This is a genomic window from Akkermansia muciniphila (genome assembly GCF_002884975.1).
GTDB classification, from domain to species: domain Bacteria; phylum Verrucomicrobiota; class Verrucomicrobiia; order Verrucomicrobiales; family Akkermansiaceae; genus Akkermansia; species Akkermansia muciniphila_C.
The window spans coordinates 37,178-56,546 of sequence record NZ_PJKB01000002.1 but is presented as its reverse complement, the minus strand read 5'-3'; the positions used below and the strand labels follow the sequence as shown (position 1 = coordinate 56,546).

General features: G+C 59.1%; 13 protein-coding genes. 8 read left to right on the top strand and 5 right to left on the bottom strand.

Going from position 1 to position 19,369, the window contains the following annotated elements:
• Nucleotides 1-261 precede the first annotated feature (261 nt).
• From CXU21_RS06305 to CXU21_RS06295, 3 genes are all read right to left on the bottom strand, one after another.
• Nucleotides 262-2,109, bottom strand: coding sequence for a GreA/GreB family elongation factor (locus CXU21_RS06305; protein WP_180972690.1), 1,848 nt, complete (start codon nt 2,107-2,109; stop codon nt 262-264).
• A 99-nt stretch (nt 2,110-2,208) separates the two neighbouring features.
• Nucleotides 2,209-3,972 carry a hypothetical protein gene (locus tag CXU21_RS06300; protein WP_146016992.1) on the bottom strand — a complete coding sequence of 588 codons (1,764 nt, stop codon included), beginning with the start codon at nt 3,970-3,972 and terminating at the stop codon, nt 2,209-2,211.
• Between the two features lie 130 nt (nt 3,973-4,102).
• Nucleotides 4,103-5,830, bottom strand: coding sequence for a hypothetical protein (locus CXU21_RS06295; protein WP_146016991.1), 1,728 nt, complete (start codon nt 5,828-5,830; stop codon nt 4,103-4,105).
• A gap of 414 nt (nt 5,831-6,244) precedes the next feature.
• Between CXU21_RS06295 and purC the strand changes: the two genes are divergently transcribed.
• The 6 genes from purC to CXU21_RS06260 all read left to right on the top strand — a co-directional run bounded on the left by purC (nt 6,245) and on the right by CXU21_RS06260 (nt 12,701).
• Nucleotides 6,245-6,955 carry a phosphoribosylaminoimidazolesuccinocarboxamide synthase gene (gene purC / locus CXU21_RS06285; RefSeq protein ID WP_022397579.1) on the top strand — a complete coding sequence of 237 codons (711 nt, stop codon included), beginning with the start codon at nt 6,245-6,247 and terminating at the stop codon, nt 6,953-6,955.
• A gap of 74 nt (nt 6,956-7,029) precedes the next feature.
• Nucleotides 7,030-7,476, top strand: a complete 447-nt coding sequence (locus CXU21_RS06280; protein WP_102725471.1) for a hypothetical protein — start codon at nt 7,030-7,032, stop codon at nt 7,474-7,476.
• Between the two features lie 20 nt (nt 7,477-7,496).
• A complete protein-coding gene (purL, locus tag CXU21_RS06275; protein ID WP_102725470.1) occupies nt 7,497-9,899 on the top strand; it encodes a phosphoribosylformylglycinamidine synthase subunit PurL in 2,403 nt (800 codons plus the stop codon).
• A gap of 48 nt (nt 9,900-9,947) precedes the next feature.
• Nucleotides 9,948-10,655 carry a phosphoribosylformylglycinamidine synthase subunit PurQ gene (locus tag CXU21_RS06270; RefSeq protein ID WP_102725469.1) on the top strand — a complete coding sequence of 236 codons (708 nt, stop codon included), beginning with the start codon at nt 9,948-9,950 and terminating at the stop codon, nt 10,653-10,655.
• 39 nt (nt 10,656-10,694) lie between these two features.
• The gene (locus tag CXU21_RS06265) at nt 10,695-11,474 is read left to right on the top strand and encodes a hypothetical protein (RefSeq protein WP_102725468.1); all 780 of its coding nucleotides are present in this window, start codon (nt 10,695-10,697) and stop codon (nt 11,472-11,474) included.
• Between the two features lie 147 nt (nt 11,475-11,621).
• Complete coding sequence (locus CXU21_RS06260; protein ID WP_102712163.1) at nt 11,622-12,701, top strand: M42 family metallopeptidase; 1,080 nt, start codon at nt 11,622-11,624, stop codon at nt 12,699-12,701.
• 303 nt (nt 12,702-13,004) lie between these two features.
• On the opposite strand, the gene CXU21_RS06255 is transcribed toward CXU21_RS06260, so the two are convergent.
• The gene (locus tag CXU21_RS06255; RefSeq protein WP_102712165.1) at nt 13,005-13,475 is read right to left on the bottom strand and encodes a MauE/DoxX family redox-associated membrane protein; all 471 of its coding nucleotides are present in this window, start codon (nt 13,473-13,475) and stop codon (nt 13,005-13,007) included.
• 14 nt (nt 13,476-13,489) lie between these two features.
• Nucleotides 13,490-16,228, bottom strand: coding sequence for a glycoside hydrolase family 2 TIM barrel-domain containing protein (locus CXU21_RS06250; protein WP_102725467.1), 2,739 nt, complete (start codon nt 16,226-16,228; stop codon nt 13,490-13,492).
• A gap of 274 nt (nt 16,229-16,502) precedes the next feature.
• Here CXU21_RS06250 and CXU21_RS06245 point away from each other — a divergent pair, with 274 nt between their 5' ends.
• Entirely contained in the window at nt 16,503-17,534 is a 1,032-nt protein-coding gene (locus tag CXU21_RS06245; RefSeq protein WP_012419593.1) for a rod shape-determining protein, read from the top strand.
• A gap of 245 nt (nt 17,535-17,779) precedes the next feature.
• Nucleotides 17,780-19,327, top strand: a complete 1,548-nt coding sequence (locus CXU21_RS06240; RefSeq protein WP_102712169.1) for an Rne/Rng family ribonuclease — start codon at nt 17,780-17,782, stop codon at nt 19,325-19,327.
• The last annotated feature ends 42 nt before the right edge of the window (nt 19,328-19,369 follow it).

Genomic DNA, 19,369 nt, shown 5'->3' with positions numbered 1-19,369 from the left:
GTGCCTTAGTCAAATGGTCCATTATTTAGAGGACTAGACAATCTTTCAGGCAAAGACTCGCCTTTCAAGGAATGAAAAACAAAAATGGCTTATTTTCAATGATATGCATTATGCATTTCCTAGATTTTTCTTCTAACATGCATAACGGATTATAAATTCGCAAAACAATGAAAAGCTTTTCCATGAACAACAAAAAAAGCTCCCCTTCCAGAAAGAAGGGGAGCTTTTTAGAGACCTTGGTCAAAAAAGAAAGCGGCTTTCTTAAAAAGCGGCTTCAATCTTCGTAATCGTGAACACCTTCTTCTTGTCTCCGTCCATCGGGACGATCTTCACCTGGTCTCCCACGCTCTTGCCCGTCAGCTCCTTGCCCACCTGGGAAAGATAGGAGACAATGTGTTTTTCCGGATTCGTGTCCCACGCGCCCAGAATGGTGTACACCACGGCATCGCCTCCGGCCAGGGGCTGGAGGGTCACCTTCATCCCCATGGCGGCCCTGGAGGTATCCGTCACGGCAAAGTCCGTGCCGCGGGCCAGCGCCAGCGCATGCTCCAGCTCGGAGCGGCGGCGGTTGAGCACCTTTTCAACTTCCTTGGCATCCTGGTAGCCGCCGTTTTCACGGAGGTCACCCTCCGCGCGGGAAATCTTCTTGTTGTGCAGGTTTTCCGGAATCTTCACGTTTACCAGTTCTTCCAGCTCCTTCTTGCGGGCTTCCAGGCTGTCCCAGGAAACGAAGATCGGTTCCGGCTTGTCGGAGGTATCCACCATGGCGTCCAGGACGATGGAGTGCAGATTCGGGAAAACGCCGATCACGCGGGCCATCAGCGCGCCACGGTCCTGTTCGGAGAAGGCGGACGTATTGTACAGCATCTTGGCGAACTGGCGCACTTCCGCCACGTCCTGCCCCTTGATCATTTCCTGGATGATGTTCTTATCCTCCATGAACAGGTTCTTCAGGCGCAGCATGCGGTTGGGGCCGCCGTCCATGTGGTCCTGTTCAATCAGGGAGAGCATGGCGATGCCCACCGGAAGCCCGAAGAGGGGCTTGGAGGCGTCATGGCGCTGGCGGCATATCCATATCAGGGATTCCGCCGGAAGGGTCTGGCGCAGCAGTTCATGCTTCAAATGCTTGACCAGGGCCTTGTCCTGCCCTTCTTCAATCAGGAACTTGGCGATTTCACCCACGGCGCGGGCGCCGCTTGCGTCAAACAGTTCCAGGGCCTTCTGCGTCCAATCCTCCCCAAAGATGGCGGGCAGCGTCATATAAACGCGCTTCTGGCGTACGGCAGGCATGGAATTGAGCACCTCGGCAAAGTGTTCCACATCGCTGATATTGGCTTCCACGATGGAGCGGAGGGGATAGGCGTCCCGGGCCGCTTCCGTATTCTTGACGGCAGCGATCAGGTCATCCCGGAGTACGGCCAGCTCCAGCACCTGCTGGAGAGCCAGGCTGCCGCCGTTGCGCACATCCTCGTCCACCGCCTGAACCAGGGAGTTGACGGTGTCCGGCTCCGCCATGACCGCTTCCATCTTGATGGCGTCCAGCACGCGCACCTTGGCTTTCAGGTCGGCGGCCTTGTTATAATCCTCCAGGGCGGCCTGGGCGCGGGAAAGAATATTCGTGCGGAGCGTGATGCGCTCTCCCTTGCGGGTGGGCATCATGAACTGGACATTGGAGCGGAGCATGGCGCGCACCTTGTCCCACCAGTTCTTCCATTTGTCTTCCGCAATCACGGTGCCTTTCAGCGCGGCTTCCAGCTTTTCCGGGGTAAGGGAATTGCCGTAGCCCTGCAAGGTAACGCGCACCAGTTCCACCGGATCATCCACAGACAGGTTGATCAGGGATTCGGTATCTTCATATCGCCTGGCCAGGAAATGGTCATCATGGAGGAACTCCAAAATTTTGGGAGCAAATTCCAGGGCAACTTCATGTTCCGGATTTTCCTCAAAATCAATAACCAGCTTTTTGCCGGCCAGGTTCCAGGAGATGACTTTGCCGGCGCCCCATGAAGCATGGAAGCAGTAACGGCCAGGTGCGATGCGATCAAGTTTTTCAGCGAGAGAGGGGGTGATTTTCCCCAGAGACAATAATTTCTCCAAGTCGGCGTGCATACTAAAGCACATGATACGCGCACCCCTACCGGTATCAAGACTAAATTCCCGGAGGTACACACGGCCAGCGCATCAGGAGCTGCCTGCCCCCCCTTCCGCCTACCAGTTAAAACGGCTCCCATTGATTCCGAAGCACTCTTTGCGGGGGTAGCCTTCCGCCGGAGGGGTCTTCCCCCGCAATACATCATCATGCTTCATGATATACCCCGCACTGTCCTTCACGCTCTCATCCTGGTAGGCGCTGTACGCACACTCCAGCAGCTTCTCCATGGTCTCAAACCCCTCCTCCTGCGGGGTCAGTATCCTGGTTTTTCCGTCCGTCCCGCGGATGATCACCATGTCCCCGGAATCCGGGTCCGAGTCACCCGCCGCCTTCCCGGCGGCAATCTCCCCGGAAACGGCATGGTCCAGGATCCGGCTGATCAGCCGGGACAATCCCTTCCCCATATCCGTCCACTCCCGTTTCACCCTGGGTGAATAATCCCAGCCCACGTCCCCGGCCCCCTCCCAAAGTGGTTCGCCTTCATAAGGAATAAGCCGCCTTTCAGGGGTTCCTTCAAAAAACCAATTGCAGTACATCTGGGCAGGATTCAAGTTCCGGGAAGAAGCCCGGGCCATCACCGTCCCGTCCAGATAAAAGCCCGTCAGCCCATTTTCCCCAAACCAAAGGGCTCCGGCCTTCCCCTCCGAACCTCCAGGAAACAGGTCATTCCACAGGGGATTTTTCTCCAGGGGGTGAAAAAAGCGCTCCCGGTGTCCTTTGGCATATCTTGCCCGTTCCACGGCCTCCTTCCTTTCATCTTTCTTCTCTTCCTGCTGCGCCAATTCCTCCGTATCTTTTTTCTCCTCCCTGGGAACGACCAGGCCCTGCTCTTCCAGCTCCTTTTTCCTGTTCGCAGCATCCCGCTTCTTCTCAAGGCCGTCGAAAAACCGGTCCGCAAACCGCTGCGCCCATTCGTCCGATGCCATGGGAGGAAGCCCATCCCCCAGCTCAAGAGCATTCCGGCGCACCATGGCGCATTGCTCCGTCAGCCACCGCTCCGTCTCCGGGTTCAAATCATCCATCATCATCATGTCAATCAACCCGTGGGCCAGGTCCATCATGGAGGCTTTCATCTTTCCGCTGTTACAGCATAAATCCTCCCCTACCGGGCCTGAAGCCCCGCGGAAATAACAATAATTGCCATCCAGCCCCTGCAGGAAAGCCCGGTACACGCGCATGGAACAAGTCCGCCCGGTCACGGCTTTATCCCAGGTTTGGCGCAGGGCCTCCGCCAGCGCCGGACTCAATGCCCGCCGCCCCCTCCTGACGTACCATCTGGAATACACGAACGGATTGACCACGGATTCCACGAATGCGGCCATTATCCCGACCCCATCTTCGGAACGGAATACATACTGCGTTTCCTCTCCCTTCCCCAGCACGGAACCAGGGTTTACTTTCACCAGCCAGTCCCACCCATCCAGCAGAGTTCCTCCGGCAGGCGCCCACAGGTGCATCAACAGCTGTACCCCACGGAGCACATCCATGGTCTGCAAATCCACTACAGGCTTCTGGCTCAGCATCTGCATGCTCTGAAGGCCTGTAGACTGCGCCCAGTGCAGCTCGTTCCCATCCAGGTAAAAACCGAACTCCTGGTCAAAGGACCCCAGGTAAATGCAGGCATATGTAAAGGGAGGATTTTCCGGGAAAAGCATTTCCCAATAAACGCGGGCGTCACCCCAATAGGCCTCTTCCCAAGCGCATGCGAAATATTGGCCGGGGTAAATGATGGTCATTCCCTCTTCCGCCTCCCCGTCTGCCGCCGATGGAGAAGGAACCAGCAAAAAAGTCATCCAGAAACAGAGCAGTAGTTTGAACATCAGTATTTTTTAAACCAGTAGAATACCATGGGCAAGTTAATAAAGGCAATTCATCTCCGGGCCTTCCGCGGCGGGGCCATGGCCCGGACGTTTCCGGAGAAGGCGCAGGGAACAGCCACCCGGTCCCGGATTAAAACCACCAGGCCCGGCCTCCCCTGCTGCTCCACAGGCCGCTTTCACGGCGATATTCCCGCGCTCCTTCCTCCGGCGTTCTTCCCTGGAGCACAGCCCGCTTCTCAACAATTCCCTTCAAATAATCCTCATCGCAAGTGAACAGCAGGTCCATGGTATACAATAAATCCATCAGCTCCACCACGGCTCCCAAATCAGCATCACCGGCAGACATGAGCCTCTCCGTTCCGTCAGCCCCGCGCACGATGCAAAAGCCGGTATCGTCCACGTGATGAGCCGTTCTCCCTTTTCCGTCCGCCAGCTCCCCCCTGGCAATTCCGGTGAGCAGCCCTTCCATCATGCCGCCTATCTCCCTCCCGACGATGAGCCACTCCCTCTTCACCCTGGCTTCACAATCCCCCTCCGAATCCGGAATGCCCTCATAAGGGAACAACTTCCTTTCCGGTTCCCGGTGAAAAAACCAGCTGTCATAAACCTCCCAGGGATGATGTGACCGGGATTCCGCACGCCCCATGAGGGAGCCATCCAGATAAAAACCGCAGATACCGCGTCCGGGAAGCAAACAGCACACAGCGGCCTTCCCCTCCGTTCCCGCCGGGAACAAATCCTTCCAAAGGGGATTTTTTCCCAAAGGCTTCAGAAAACGCTCCCGGAACCCACGGATATATTTTTCTCCCGAATACGGGGAGGGCGTTTTTTCCTCCGGCTCCTCTTCCGCAGCTGCAAGCTCCCCGCGCATGCCTTTTTCCCGTTCCCGGGCGGCTTCCTCCTCCTGCTCCATTCGTTTCCAAACCCGTTTACTGAATCCCTCCACCCATTCACTGGACACCATGGGAGGCGGCTCGTCACCCGCTTCTGCGGCATACTCCCGGACGGCGGCGCACTGCCTCATCACCCATTGCTCCCCTGCCGGGGTCAAATCATCCATCATGGCCATGTCTGCCAATCCCCAGGCCAGAAACCTCATGGCCGGCCTCATCCTGCCTTCTCCCCGGCACAGGTCTTCCGCCGCAGCGCCGGACTCCCCGCGGAAATAGCAGTAATTCCCGTCGCACCCGGTTACGTATTCGCGGTACATGTCCATGGGGAAAGTTCTGCGAGTGACCGCTTCATCCCACGTTTTACGAAGTTCGGCCGCCACGGCAGGGTTTAATGCCGTCCGGCCTCTTTTAACGAACAAATGACTGTAAAGAACAGGATTGACCACGTCCTCCACCCAGGCGGCAGAGAGCTCACGATATTCCCGGAATTGGAGAAAACTCAGAACCATATTCCCTTTACGCCCGGCAAAAGGGTCATCTTCCGTTATGCTGTCGGCAATGCGGTCCCATCCCTCCAAAAGATTCCCTAAAACGGGAAAGTGCAAGCAGGTCAGCAGCACGGCAGCCTGTTTCATCCCGGGACTCTGGAAATCCGCCACCGGAAACTGGGACAGCATCTGCATGCTGCATGGCCCGATGGCTCTGGCCCAGCACAGTTCGTTCCCGTCCAGATAAAAGCCGAATTCACGGTCAAACGAAGGAAGGTACAGGCACGCATAGGCAAAGGGCGGATTGTCCGGAAAAAGGGTTGTCCAATAGCGGCTGTTCTGGGATTTCACGGCAAAATACTGGACCGGACACCTTAGAGTACTCCAACTTTCAACATCGGAATAGCAGGAGTCTTCCGCCCGGGACGGCAGGGTGAGAGCGAGAGCCGTCCAGAAACATGCAGTCAGTTTGAACATCAATCATCTTCCTAACATCCGCGGAAACAGGTGGCAAGTTGATTATGCCCTTTTTCCCCCAGAAGAATAATGGCCACCAGTTTGCGCCGGATTTCAGAAATTCTCCTCTGCGCCTCTCCGGAAAAGACCCGAGTCCAGAGACCGGAAAACCGGGTTTGTCCGGTTGGATGGCCCTTGTCAATTCCGTTCCCCATTGGAGAACCGCAATCTCCCTGACGGCCCTCACCACGCGACGGAGGGGATGCGCAAACCGGAGACACCGCCTCCCTTCCGGTTTCTGTTCCATTCCTTTTCCGGAACGCTCCATTTTTGGCGCGCGGAGGCGCCCCCCTCCTTCGTCCAGTTGCGGCTTGACCCTGCGGGGAGGGTGGCGTAACATCCCCGCACGCATTCAACCCCTGCGCAACACGTATCATGGAACCTATTTACGAAGGGAAGGCCAAACGCCTTTATACGACCGACAATCCCAACGTCCTCCGCATGGAATACAAGGACGACGCCACCGCCGGAAACGGCGCCAAGAAAGCCCAGTTTGAAAACAAGGGCAGGATGAACAAGGCCATCACCCTGGTCATCTACCGCATGCTGGAAAGCAAGGGCGTGAAGACCCACCTGGTCGCCGACGTGGACGACATCAACATTGACGTGAAAAAGGTTTCCATCCTCCCTCTGGAAGTGATCGTGCGCAACATCGCCGCCGGTTCCTTCAGCCGCCGCATGGGCGTCAAGGAAGGCACCCCCTTCAAGAAGCCGATCGTGGAGTTCTCCTACAAGGACGACGATCTGGGCGATCCCTTCATCAATGATGATTACGCCCGTGAACTGAACGCCGCCACGGAAGAGGAATGCGCCTTCCTGAAGGACCAGGCCCGCATCGTGAACGACGTGCTGATTGATTTCTTCAAGCAGGTAGGCCTGACGCTGGTGGACTTCAAGATTGAATTCGGCCGTCTGGCGGAAGATCCCTCCCAGATCGTGCTGGCTGACGAGATTTCCCCGGACACCTGCCGCCTGTGGGACATCAAGACCGGCGAGAAGATGGACAAGGACCGCTTCCGCCAGGACCTGGGCAACGTGATGGAAGCCTACGAGGAGGTCCTCTCCCGGCTCCAGAACAAGGCCTGAGCCCTTCCCCCTTTCATGGGAGCCGGTTGTCCGACCGGCCCCCATTTTTCATTTTACCAACATTCTTGAGCGATATGACCCTCCACTTTGAAGTTATCAGCCGATTCCAGGCCGCGGCCAATGCCGACGCCCTGCTCTACACTCCCCTGAACGCCGGGCTCACCTTCCGCCGCAGCCGCGTTTACACCGTGGAAATCAGCGGGGATGAACAGAAAGCCCGCGAGTACCTCCTGAGTGTGCTGGTGGACCCCATCGCCCAGGAATGCAGCGAACAGGACGCCCCCATCCTGAAAGACGCCCTGTTCACCATTGACTACGGCATGAAGGCCGGCGCCCTGGACCTGGAGAAGGAGGCCATCCTGCAAAATTACCGCGGCCGCAAGAACATGGGCTTTACCCTGGACGGCCTGAAAATTACCCAGCGCGTGTACGTCTTCGGCCAGGGGGACAAGGAATCCCTGGCGGCGCTTTTCGCCAAGGACGTCTGCAACCCCGCCATCCATAACTGGACCATCGCCTAACCCTTCCCTTTTCTCAGAACATGTCCGCCAAAACCTACCGCACCGTTCCCGTGAGGGACCTGAGCAGCGACGAACTGCTTGAACTCAGCAAGAAGCAGAAGCTTTCCCTGTCCCGTGAGGACATGGAAGTGGTCCAGCAGATTTTCCGTGAAATCGACCGCGACCCCACTGATGTGGAACTGGAAGTGATCGCCCAGACTTGGTCCGAGCACTGCAAGCACCGCATTTTCTCCGCAGACATCAGCCACAGCGTTAACGGCGGCGCGCCGGAAACCGTCAACAGCCTGTTCAAGACGTTCATCAAGAAGCCGTCTGAAAAGATTATGGAACGCAAGCCGGGCTTCGTGCTCAGCGCGTTTGACGACAACGCCGGATTCATTGCCCTGGACGACAAGCTGGCCGTCTGCCTGAAGGCGGAAACGCACAACCACCCCTCCGCCATTGAACCGTACGCCGGGGCCAATACCGGGCTGGGCGGCGTCATCCGCGACATCCTGGGCGCGGGCAAGGGCGCCAAGCCCATCGCCTCCCTGGACGTCTTCTGCTTCGGCGCCCCGGATACAGACCCAGCCTCCATCACCGCCCCGGACGTCATCCATCCGCTGGGCATCATGCGCGGCGTGGTGCGCGGCGTGCGTGACTACGGCAACCGCATGGGCATTCCCACCGTGAACGGCGCCATCCAGTTTGACCCCACTTACATTTACAATCCGCTCGTATTCTGCGGCACCGCCGGCGTCATTCCCCGTGAGGACATCCTGAAGGAAATGCGGCCGGGCCTCAAGGTAATCGTCATCGGCGGACGGACGGGCCGCGACGGCCTGAAGGGAGCCACCTTCTCTTCCGCCGCCCTGGACGAAGCCTCCCATGAAGAGGACTTTACCGCCGTGCAGATCGGCAACCCGATTGAAGAAAAGAAAACGCTGGACTTCATCATGGAAGCGCGGGAACGCGGCCTGATCGTTTTCATCACGGACTGCGGCGCGGGCGGCTTCTCCTCCGCAGCCGGGGAAATGCTCTCCGTCACGGGCGGGGAAATCTTCCTGGATAACGCCCCCCTGAAGGAACCGGGCCTCATCTCCTGGGAAATCTTCCTGTCGGAGTCCCAGGAACGCATGGTGATTGCCGTGGAGGAAAAGGACCTGCCGGAACTCCGGAAGCTGGCCGATACGTTCCAGACGGAGCTGACCGTCCTGGGTCATTCCGACGATACAGGCATCCTCAAGGTCTGGCACAACGGGGAACTGGTGTGCTCCCTGGACAACTCCAAGCTGCATGACGCTCCCATCAAAAAACTGGAATCCGTCTTCACCCCCGGCAAGGGCCTTACCGGCCAGCCGCTGCCGGACAAGGACCTGGACAAGTCCATGGAAACCATTATGGGGGACTTCGCCATCGTCTCCCGCGAGCCCATCATCCGCGAGTACGACCACGAGGTGCAGGGCAACACCATCCTGAAGCCCCTGGCAGGCACCCAGTCCGACGCCCCGCAGGACGGCTCCGTGGTGGACATTGACGGTTCTGACAAGTGCATGGCCATGGCCTGCGCCATTCTTCCGGAATGGGGCAAGACGGACCCGTACGCCATGGGAACCGGCACGGTGGACGAATGCGTGCGCCAGCTCATCCTGGTGGGGTCCAACCCGGACAAGATCGGCCTGCTGGACAACTTCTGCATGGGCAACCCGGAAGACCCCAGGGAACTCGGACGCCTGGTGGAATGCGTGAAGGCCATCGCCCATGCGGCGGACGCCTACAACGCTCCCTTCATCTCCGGCAAGGATTCCTTCTACAACTACTTTGAAACGGAAGACGGCCCCATCAACGTGCCCGTCACCTTCCTCTGCTCCGGCTTCGGCGTGGTGGAAAGCCCGGAACACGCCACCGGTTCCTCCCTGCGCCGCACGGACAGCCTGCTGTACCTCATCGGCAACACGGAAGATGAAATGGGAGGCTCCGTCTTCGCCCGCACCCACGGTGTGGAAGACGCCAAGGTACCGCAGACGGACTGCGTGAAGAACATGGCCCTGTACAAGGCTTATTACGACGCCCTGACCTCCGGCCTGGTGCTCTCCGCGCACGACGTTTCCGAAGGCGGCCTGGCCGTCACGGCGGCGGAAATGGCCTTCTCCGGCAAGGGCGGCGTTCAACTGGACCTGACCAAGGTGCCGACCGCCGGCGGATGGAAATCCCCCGCGGTCCCCCTGTTCAGTGAAAGCACCGGACGCATCCTGGTGGAAGTGGACCCGGAATTTGCCGCGGACTTTGAGGCGGCCATGAACGGCTTCCCCTGCGCCTGCATCGGCAAGGCAACGGAAGAAAAACTCCTCACGGCCACTTGCTGCGGCGGGGACAAGGTGCTGGAGTGCGACATAGCCAAGCTCAAGAAGCTCTGGAAGGACGGCCTTACCCCCTACTATTGATCTCCGGAGCCAGGATTCAACCCTATCAACGATTTACCATCTAACGACATGCCTCACGCACTTTTACTGAAATACCCCGGCACCAACTGTGATGCGGAAACGGAACGCGCCCTGCGCGCCGCCGGCTTCTCCACCCAGGTCCAGCCCATCGCCACGGCCACGCAGGAACACGTAGCCAAATCCCAGCTCGTCGTCCTCAGCGGCGGCTTCAGCTACGGGGACTACGTCACCAGCGGACGCCTGGCCCAGCTGGAAACGGAACGCTTCCTGGGAGACGCCCTGCACAGGCACCACGCCAATAATGGCTTGATCCTGGGCATCTGCAACGGGTTCCAGATCCTTACCAAAATGGGCATCCTTCCTTCCTCCAGCCTGATTGACAACAAGAGGGAACGCTTTGAATGCGTGTGGGCCAAACTGGTGAAGGTGGCCAAGGATTCCCCCTTCCTGCAAGGCCTCCCGGATGAATTCGAACTGCCTTCCGCCCACGCGGAAGGGCGCCTGGTCACCAAACCCGGCGACGCGGAAAAATACCTGGCCGCCGGCAACGTGGCGCTGCAATACGTGGAGAACCGGGACGGCTGCGAATGCAGCATCGCCGGCCTTCAGGACTCCACCGGCCGCGCCATGGGCCTGATGCCCCATCCGGAACGCTTCCTGCTGCCCCGCCACCATTACGACAAGGACTGGGCGGGCCATGAAGACTGGGGCTGGGGCTACTTCCTCTTCAAATCCGCCTTTGACGCCCTGAAATAACGGCCTCATCCCATTCAACCGCCCAACCTCCGCACCCCCATGACAGATACGGCACTCATTGGTTCCACCTGCGCCCTCGGCGCCTTCTGGTCCTCAAAAAGGTATTTTGACTACCTGATTGATGAAAGCAACCTGCCCATACTGCGCGGCAAGGACTTCGGGCAGGCCGTCATCATCTGCCCCTCCCTTTGGGAAGGGCGCGGCGCCAGCCGGAAAGACATGGCCCGCTTCACGGCGCAGGTGGACAACCTGATCAACATCCTGCATGAAGTAAAGGCGGAACGGGTGACATACGCCACCTGCATTGACACCCAGCCGGAAACGGGCAACGAACTTTCCCCCCTGCTCCATGAATCCGGGGATCCGTGGCTTGCAGCCCTGGCGGAGCTGAGGGATTTCATCAACCTCCGCTTCGGGCGCGTACTGAACGTGTACCTGCCGGAAGTCACCGGAACGGGCACGGATATGAGCGTGGCGGACCTGCTGACGAGAGCCGCGGAAGAAACCGGGGAACTGGAAGTATTCCTGCTGGAGCGCCACCAGCTCTACCCCATGCACCGCCTGGTGAGGGACGTGGAAAAGGCGTGGGAATGCGGCATCTTCTCCGTGAATCTGGTTCCGGAACCCGTTACCACCTTTGAACTGGTGGAAAGTTGCTTCCCCTCCCTGTCGGACCGGCTTCCCATCGCCAGGGAGGCGGACCCCTACGGCAGCGCCAGAACCTCCGTGTACTCCACGCAGTACCATGATCCGGACACCGGATACATCATGGACAAGCAGGACGTGCTGGCGGGACTTTCCGCAGACAAGCAGGCCTGATTCCTCCGCGCCTTTGCCTTATTTCCAGGCCCCGCCCGCAGCCCATGCGGGCGGGGCCCTTTTACGTGGCGGGCGTCCTCTCCGGCTCCATGCCGCAGCCGTCCTTTCCTGTTGAGCGCCTCCCGGATCAGTGCTATTATACAGGCCATGAAGATCAGCGACGACAGCCTTGAATTTTTAACGGAACTTCTGGAAACGCCCAGCCCCTCCGGGTTTGAAATAGACGCCCAGCGCATTTGGGCGGATGAACTGCGCAAGTATACGGAAGACGTCCAGTGCGATACCTACGGCAATACCTGGGCCGTTGTCCACGCGGACGCGGAGGACGCCCCCACGCTGATGATTGAAGCCCATGCTGATGAAATCGGATTCATGATCCGCCATATCACCAAGGACGGCTTCCTGTACGTGGAGCGCGTGGGCGGCACGGATACGGCCATTGCCCGCGGCCGCCGCGTGCGCTTCCTGGGTTCCCAGGGGGAAGTGATGGGCGTAACCGGAAACACGGCCATCCATCTGCGGGAGCCCGGTGAGAAGGAACCTAAAATATGGGAAATCTACGTTGACGTAGGCGCCTCCTCTGACAAGGAGGTGGCGGAACTCGGCCTGCGCGTGGGCCATGTGGGCGTCTATTGCGACGGCCCCATGCTGATGAATGAAAGCAAGCTGGTGTGCCGCGCCCTGGACAACCGGTTGAGCGGCTTCATTCTCTCGGAAATAGCCAGGAAACTGTGCAAGCTGAAAAAGCCCCTCGCCTGGAATGTAGCGCTCGTGAACGCCGTCCAGGAGGAAGTGGGCTGCATCGGCGCGGGAATGATTACCCACCGCTTGCGTCCGGACGCGGCTATCTGCATTGACGTGACGCACGCAACGGACTCCCCCGGACTGGACAAGGGCAAATTTGGAGACATCAAGCTGGGCGGCGGCCCCGCGGTCATCCACGGCACGGCCAACCATCCCAATCTGGTGGCGCGCCTGGAAATCGTGGCGGACAAGAACAAGATCCCGCTCCAGCATGAAGCCGCCGGACGCCGCACCGGAACGGATACGGACAGCATCTACGTTTCCCGCAACGGCGTAGCCTCCGCCCTGGTATCCGTGCCCCTGCGCTACATGCACTCCCCGGTGGAGACGGCGGCCCTCACGGACGTGGAAAACACCGTCAAGCTCCTGCTGGAACTGATCAAGTCCCTGAAGCCGGAAGACACCTTCGGCCACAAGCTGTAAGACGGTGCTGGGCAAAGTGCGGCCAACCGTTTTCAGGGCAGCTTCTGCGGAGGTTGCCCTGGTTTTTTACCTGCATGGGAAAGACGGCAGCAGCAATAAGCCAGCTGGATGCCTTCTGCATATCACGGAAACATTATCCTTCCAGCCCGTTTTTCGATGGCCGCGCCACCGGGAACAATTGGGGAATTCGTTCACCGTACAGGCCACCTCTCCTGCCGGCCCCATACTCCGCTTTCCGTCTCCCGGCCCTCTTTCATCAGGACAGCCTGTCTCCCAAAAAACTTAAATCATTCCGCCCTTCCCTCACATCTCACTGAAATCCAGGCGCGTCACATTGAAATACGTCTTCCCCTTGCGGCAGGAGTTCCACAGGATCACCAGCATCAGCAGGAACAGCCCCAGCCTCCACGCCACTTCAAAGGGATAGCTGGTCACCTCCCTTTCCACGCCGATGCAGTTGCAGGAGAGGGAAAGCCCCCTGATCCAGCCCTGCACAAAGAGGGCCACAAACGTGAACGTCAGCGCACTGCCCAGCAGCGCGGCGCCGGCGCAGGTTCTGCGGAACAGAAGCCCCAGCCCTACCACTATCTCGCACGCCACCCCCAGGCAGGCGAGGGGATGCCCCCAGGCCTCCGGGAAAATGGCGAACCGGTCAATAGTCGCCTGGAGCTGGTCCAGGTGGAACAGCTTGCGCCCCGCCACAAAGAGAAAAAAGCCCCCCATTCCCAGCCGGAGCAGGAGCAGGCAGATACGGACTATTTTTTCTCTCAGCATGGCGCGGCCTTCCCTTATTCAAAGTGTGTCTGCTGGGCGCTTACCTTGTCATTGCGCAGGGTATTGAGTTCATGGCGCACCTTTTCCAGCTCCATCTGGAGGGATTTCTCCCGTTCGGAAGCAGGCGCCGCCGCAGAAGACGGCACGCCGGCGTTCTTCTTCGCCCTGCCTACGGCATCTTCCGTGAAGAGCATTTTCAACCCGGGAGCCTTCGTGTCAAACTTTAAGACGCCGGAAACGGGTTTTTGGGAGCCGGGATGCTTCACGGAGGCCTTCACCTTCACCGTGCCGGGCTTCGTGCCCAGGCGCACCAGCGCCGGAGCGGAGCCCCACTTGACGGGCTGGGTGAGGGTACCGTCCGGTGAATCCGTCAGCAGCTCGGCAGGACCTTCCACGGAAAAGACGAGTTCCTCATCATTCAGGCGTTTCACCGTTCCGCGGCCATCCGTGACTTCCGCCACCACGGCAAACACGTCGGAACCGTTGGCGCACAGCTCCACGCCTTCCTCACGGTCCAGGCGCAGGCGGATTTTTTCCGCCCTGCGGGCCGGGCGCACTTCATGCCTGGTCACCACCTTGCCGTTAATCAGGCCTTCCGCCACCAGCTTCACCGCGCCTTCCTTGCCGGCACGGGCAAGCTTCTTGTTTTCCATGAAATCCCAGGCTTTCGGGAACACGACGGGAACGCGCTTAAGGCCGTTGGGATAGGACGCCACCTTCTTTTCCACCGGCGCGCCTCCGTTGACGCTCAGGCGGACGGAATCACAGTTGGAAAACACCGTCACGTCTTCCGGGGAAAAGGGCGTGCACTCGTTGGCAATGTACACCACGGGACCGGAGCCGAGCTCGTTACGCGTTTTCTGGGGCCGCTGGGACATGAAGGCGTAATAAGAGGTCTTGGGCTGGCGGAAGGCATCCAGAATGCCGCCGTAGAAGGGGTCCGGATGATAACCGCGCTGGTGGTCGAAGGGATGCCACAGGCAACCGCCGAAGTGGTAGGCCGGCGCGGCGTCCAGGGTGTCATACGTGGTGTACGGGAAGGGAGTCTTGAGGTAATGGAGGGCCTGCACCATCATGGGGACTTCACCCCAGTGCCGTGCCGCGCGGGAGGTGGAATTGTGGGCGGACCAGGTGTCCACGTTATCCCCGAATTCACGGGTGAAATACGGCTTGCTGTCCTTCCGCTCCTTGATGGACCAGTGCTTGTCCCCCGTGGCCGGGTGGGCGTACAGCACCTCGTAATACTGGTTGCCCTGGGCCACCGCGTCACAAGCGGTGTAACAGCCCTTATACGGGTATTCCTCATGCACCAGGTCGCGGGCCTTCTTGGCGAAATCCGCCGGGTAATGGGTCTCGTTCAAAATGGGCTCCCACATCATCACGGAGGGATGGTTCCTGTCCCGGCGCACCATCTGGCGGATGTCGTCATAAACCCGGTCAGCAAAAGGCCCCTTGCCCCAGAACTGCCAGCCCGGCGTGGCGACGATGACAAAGAGGCCCAGGCGGTCGCAGGCGTCCATGAAGGCCGGGTCCTGCGGATAATGGGCACTGCGGATTACGCGCATGCCTGCCTTCCTCAGCTTTACGGCGTCCTGCCATTGCAGGTTGTTGGGCGCGGCATTCCCCAGCCGGGCAAAATCCTGGTGCCTGTTGCCGCCAATCAGTTTTTCAGGGAACAGGGAGCCGTTCAGCACCAGCCCCTTTTCCGTAATTTCCACCGTGCGGACGCCCACCCTCATGGAACGGTTGTCCAGCAGATGGGCCGGGTCCTTGGCATTATTCCCTCCCGCGGCATTCCACACTTCCACGCTCAGGGTGTACAGGTTGGGATTGTCCGGTGACCACGGCTTCACATTGGAGATCACCAGGGGAATATCCACCTCACCCGTGGAATGGGGCGGAATGACCAGCGGGGCCGTCTCTCCTACGGGGTCCACGCCCTTGGGGTCCGTCATCAGCGCCTGCACGCGCACCTTCTGTTCCTTGTCCGTATCGTTGGCCACCTGCACCTTCACTCCCACCTTGCCCTTGCGGGTGCGGGAATCAAGGGATTCCGTCCGGAAAAAGACGCCGCCCCCTGCCACGGTTCCGGCCTCGTTCGGGTCCGTGATGTACACGGGCCCGGTGGAAATCAGGTAAACGTCACGGTAAATGCCCCCAAAGTAGGCGAAATCCAGACCCTCCTGGGGCTTGCCGGGAGGATAGGAACCGTCGTTGGAATTGTCCGTTTTCACGACGATGACGTTCTTTTGCCCCGGCTTCAGCCACTTGTCCAGGTTAACAATCACGGGAAGATACCCGCCAAAATGTTCCGCGGCCTTTTCACCGTTCACCCAAATCTCGCTCTTCCCCATGATGCCTTCAAAATACAGGGTGTTCCTCTTCCCTTCCAGCCGGGCGGGGGGCGTGAACGTCTTCCGGTACCATACCGGGCCCTGGTAGTTGGAACAGCCGCTGGCTTCTTCCGGGAGAAGCTCAATGCCGTTGGGGAGATTGACGGATTCCCAGGAGGAATCGTTAAAATCGGGACTGGTCACCCCCTCCGGGGCATTCTTCCCCTTGAACAGCTTCCAGCCCACGTTCATGCCGTAGACATCCCTTTTCGTTATGTTTTCCGGCAGTCGCAGGGCTCCCGCCACGGAATAGGCTCCCGTGGATGACGCAGCTTCCTCCTGGTCGGAAACCGTGTCGGCATAAAGAGAGAAGGAACCGGCCAGGCATGCTGCCGCCGTCAGAATGGGAGTGACTTTCATAAATGGAATAGTGAATGTAATTTTGATATACGGAGAAACATCACCGCCATCTTTCATTCGTATAGTACATCCTTGCAGATAATGCAAATACATATGTCATCCGGCATCTTCCGCTTGACCTGGAAGGCATGTTTTTTCATAGTCGATTCGTCCTGTACGGGATTATCCCGCAGCCCCGGTCCGGGTGCCAGGCTTTCAGTCCCGTGAAAAGGAAAAAGCGTGGCGTTCCTCCCCCCGGCTGTTTCAGGACTACGCCTTTATCCACTAGTTTTTTATGTCATCTTTCTTTCAGAAAATTGTCAAACTTTTCTCCTATGACATTGGCATTGACCTGGGAACCGCCAATACGCTGGTCAACGTCAAGGACCAGGGCATTGTTCTGCGCGAGCCCTCGGTCGTCGCCGTCAAGGGAGACAAGGTTCTGGCCGTGGGGGACGAAGCCAAGCGCATGCTGGGCCGCACCCCCGGCTCCGTCACGGCCATCCGGCCGCTGAAGGACGGCGTCATTGCCGACTTCTACATCACGGAGGAAATGCTCCGTTACTTCATCAAAAAGGCTACCGCCAGGTATTACCTGATCAAGCCCCGCGTGCTCATCGCCATTCCCTCCGGCATTACGGAAGTGGAACGCAGAGCCGTTAAGGAATCCGCGGAAGCGGCAGGCGCGCGCCGCGTGCACCTGATTGAGGAACCCATGGCCGCCGCCATCGGCGTGGGCCTTCCGGTCCAGGAAGCCGCGGGCAACATGATCGTGGACATCGGCGGGGGCACCACGGAAGTGGCGCTTATTTCCCTCTCCGGCATCGTTTACAGCCGTTCCGTACGCTGCGCCGGGGATGAGCTGGATGACGCCATCATCTCCTACATGAGGAGAACCTACAATCTTATGGTCGGGGAACGCACCGCCGAGGACATCAAAATCCGCATCGGCTCCGCTTATCCCCTGCCCCAGGAACTCTCTATCGAGGTCAAGGGCCGCGACCTGGTCGCGGGCCTGCCCAAGACAGTGACGATCCGATCAGAAGAAGTGCGTGAAGCGCTCACGGAACAACTCAACACGATTGTTGACGCCGTGCGGACGACTTTGGAACGCTGCCCCCCCGAACTGGCCGCCGACCTCGTGGACCGGGGTATCGTTCTGGCCGGCGGAGGCGCCCTGCTGCGCGGGCTGGACCAGCTCCTTCATGAGCAGACCGGCCTGCCCATCCACATTGCGGAAGATCCGCTGAGCGCCGTTGCGGAAGGTACCGGAAAAGCCCTTCAGGAACTGGACTTCTTCACTAATGTTACTGACGCGGAAGACTGAAGACGGAACCTCCGGAGCCACCGCTCCGGGTTTGTCCCCTGACGTACTGCCGCATCACATCCACGCATCTGCCTGCATGCTCCCTTTCCGGCCATCTCTACAGCTTGAACTCCAGCCGCTCCTGACGGGAGACGGCCCCCCGGGAACATTGCGGGCAATAGCACACCCTAGCTTATTCACACCCCGTGTTTACAAAAATGCTTAAGAAAATTAAACGAGCCTTCGGCTTCGGATCCTGTGATCCCATGGAAGGTTCCACTATCATCATCAACGCTGAAAAACTCGAACGCCGCGTGGCCCTCCTGGAAAACGGCGTACTGGAAGAATACACCATTGAGCGCGAAGGCGAAGACAATATCGTAGGCGGCATCTTCAAGGGCCGCGTCAAAAACATTGAACCGGGCCTGAAGGCCATGTTCGTGGACATCGGCCAGGAAAAGAACGCCTTCCTCCACTTCTGGGACGCCCTGCCCGCTGCGCTGGACTCCAGCCTGGAAGAAATCGAACGCGAAGGGCGGCCGAAGAAGCAGCAGCGCAAAATCACGTCCAAGGACATTCCGGACATCTATCCCATTGGTTCCGAAATCATGGTGCAGGTCACCAAGGGCCCCATCGGCACCAAGGGACCCCGCGTCACCACGAATGTTTCCCTGGCGGGCCGCTACCTGGTCCTGATGCCCTTCACGGACCAGTTCGGCATTTCCCGCAAGATTGAAGACCCCAAGGAACGCCTGCGCCTGCGCCAAATCATGCAGAAGCTGAACGTGCCGGACGGCATGGGCATCATCATGCGCACGGTGGCCCAGGGCCAGCGTTACCGCCACTTTGTCCGCGACCTCGCCATGCTGCTGGAGCAATGGTACGGCGTGGAGGAAAAGAAGGAGGCCAACGCCGCCCCCGTCTGCGTGTACAAGGAACCGGACCTGATTGAACGCACGGCCCGGGATTTCCTGACGGACACCGTGGACAACATCATCTGCGACGACGCGGAAACCACGGAGCACATGCGCTCCATCGCGGGGAAAATCTCCCGCCGCGCCAAACGCCACATCCAGCACTTCCCCGTGCGCACGCCCATCTTTGAAGAACTGGGGATTGAAAAACAAATCAATGAAGCCTTCCAGCGCCAGGTGCTCCTGCCCTGCGGCGGCTACCTGGTGATTGACGAGACGGAAGCCCTGATCGCCATTGACGTGAACACCGGGCGCAACAAGGGCACCAAGGACCTGGACAAGACCATCCTGGATACCAACCTGGAAGCGGCCTATGAAATCGCCCGCCAGCTCCGCCTGCGCAACATCGGCGGCCTGGTGGTGGTGGACTTCATCGACATGCGCCACCGGAAGGACCAGCAGGCCGTGTACAAGGCCATGAAGGACCGCCTGAAGCGTGACAAGGCCAAGACCCAGGTGCTCCAGATCACCCCCATCGGCCTGATGGAAATGACCCGCCAGCGGCTCAATGAAAGCCTCCGGGAATCCGTCCATGATCCATGCCCGTACTGCGCAGGCCGCGGACGCGTCAAATCCGTGATGACCATGAGCGTGGAAATTCAGCGCCAGATTTACGCCTGCATCCAGAAATACCGGGACACCATCGGGGACATGGTCATCGTCGTGAACTCGGAAGTGCTCTCCCGCTTCAAGAATGAAGACGCCAGCCTGCTCATGGAGCTGGAACGCCAGCACAGCGGCAGGCTTATCTTCCGCGGAGACCACAACCAGCACCGCGAATCCTTCGCCATTTACGACGCCCGGTACGACAACAAGGCCCTGTACCAGTCCGGGCAGTAACACGAAACAACTCCGGCTTTCCGGGCCGGGCGACACCATCGC

Bases quoted from the DNA above. Each gene is read 5' to 3' on its own strand.
- CXU21_RS06245 (WP_012419593.1), top strand. From the start codon at position 16,503: ATGTCATCTTTCTTTCAGAAAATTGTCAAACTTTTCTCCTATGACATT.
- CXU21_RS06305 (WP_180972690.1), bottom strand. From the start codon at position 2,109: ATGCACGCCGACTTGGAGAAATTATTGTCTCTGGGGAAAATCACCCCC.
- CXU21_RS06265 (WP_102725468.1), top strand. From the start codon at position 10,695: ATGACAGATACGGCACTCATTGGTTCCACCTGCGCCCTCGGCGCCTTC.
- CXU21_RS06240 (WP_102712169.1), top strand. From the start codon at position 17,780: ATGGAAGGTTCCACTATCATCATCAACGCTGAAAAACTCGAACGCCGC.
- CXU21_RS06280 (WP_102725471.1), top strand. From the start codon at position 7,030: ATGACCCTCCACTTTGAAGTTATCAGCCGATTCCAGGCCGCGGCCAAT.
- CXU21_RS06250 (WP_102725467.1), bottom strand. From the start codon at position 16,228: ATGAAAGTCACTCCCATTCTGACGGCGGCAGCATGCCTGGCCGGTTCC.
- CXU21_RS06270 (WP_102725469.1), top strand. From the start codon at position 9,948: ATGCCTCACGCACTTTTACTGAAATACCCCGGCACCAACTGTGATGCG.
- purC (WP_022397579.1), top strand. From the start codon at position 6,245: ATGGAACCTATTTACGAAGGGAAGGCCAAACGCCTTTATACGACCGAC.
- purL (WP_102725470.1), top strand. From the start codon at position 7,497: ATGTCCGCCAAAACCTACCGCACCGTTCCCGTGAGGGACCTGAGCAGC.
- CXU21_RS06295 (WP_146016991.1), bottom strand. From the start codon at position 5,830: ATGTTCAAACTGACTGCATGTTTCTGGACGGCTCTCGCTCTCACCCTG.
- CXU21_RS06260 (WP_102712163.1), top strand. From the start codon at position 11,622: ATGAAGATCAGCGACGACAGCCTTGAATTTTTAACGGAACTTCTGGAA.
- CXU21_RS06300 (WP_146016992.1), bottom strand. From the start codon at position 3,972: ATGTTCAAACTACTGCTCTGTTTCTGGATGACTTTTTTGCTGGTTCCT.
- CXU21_RS06255 (WP_102712165.1), bottom strand. From the start codon at position 13,475: ATGCTGAGAGAAAAAATAGTCCGTATCTGCCTGCTCCTGCTCCGGCTG.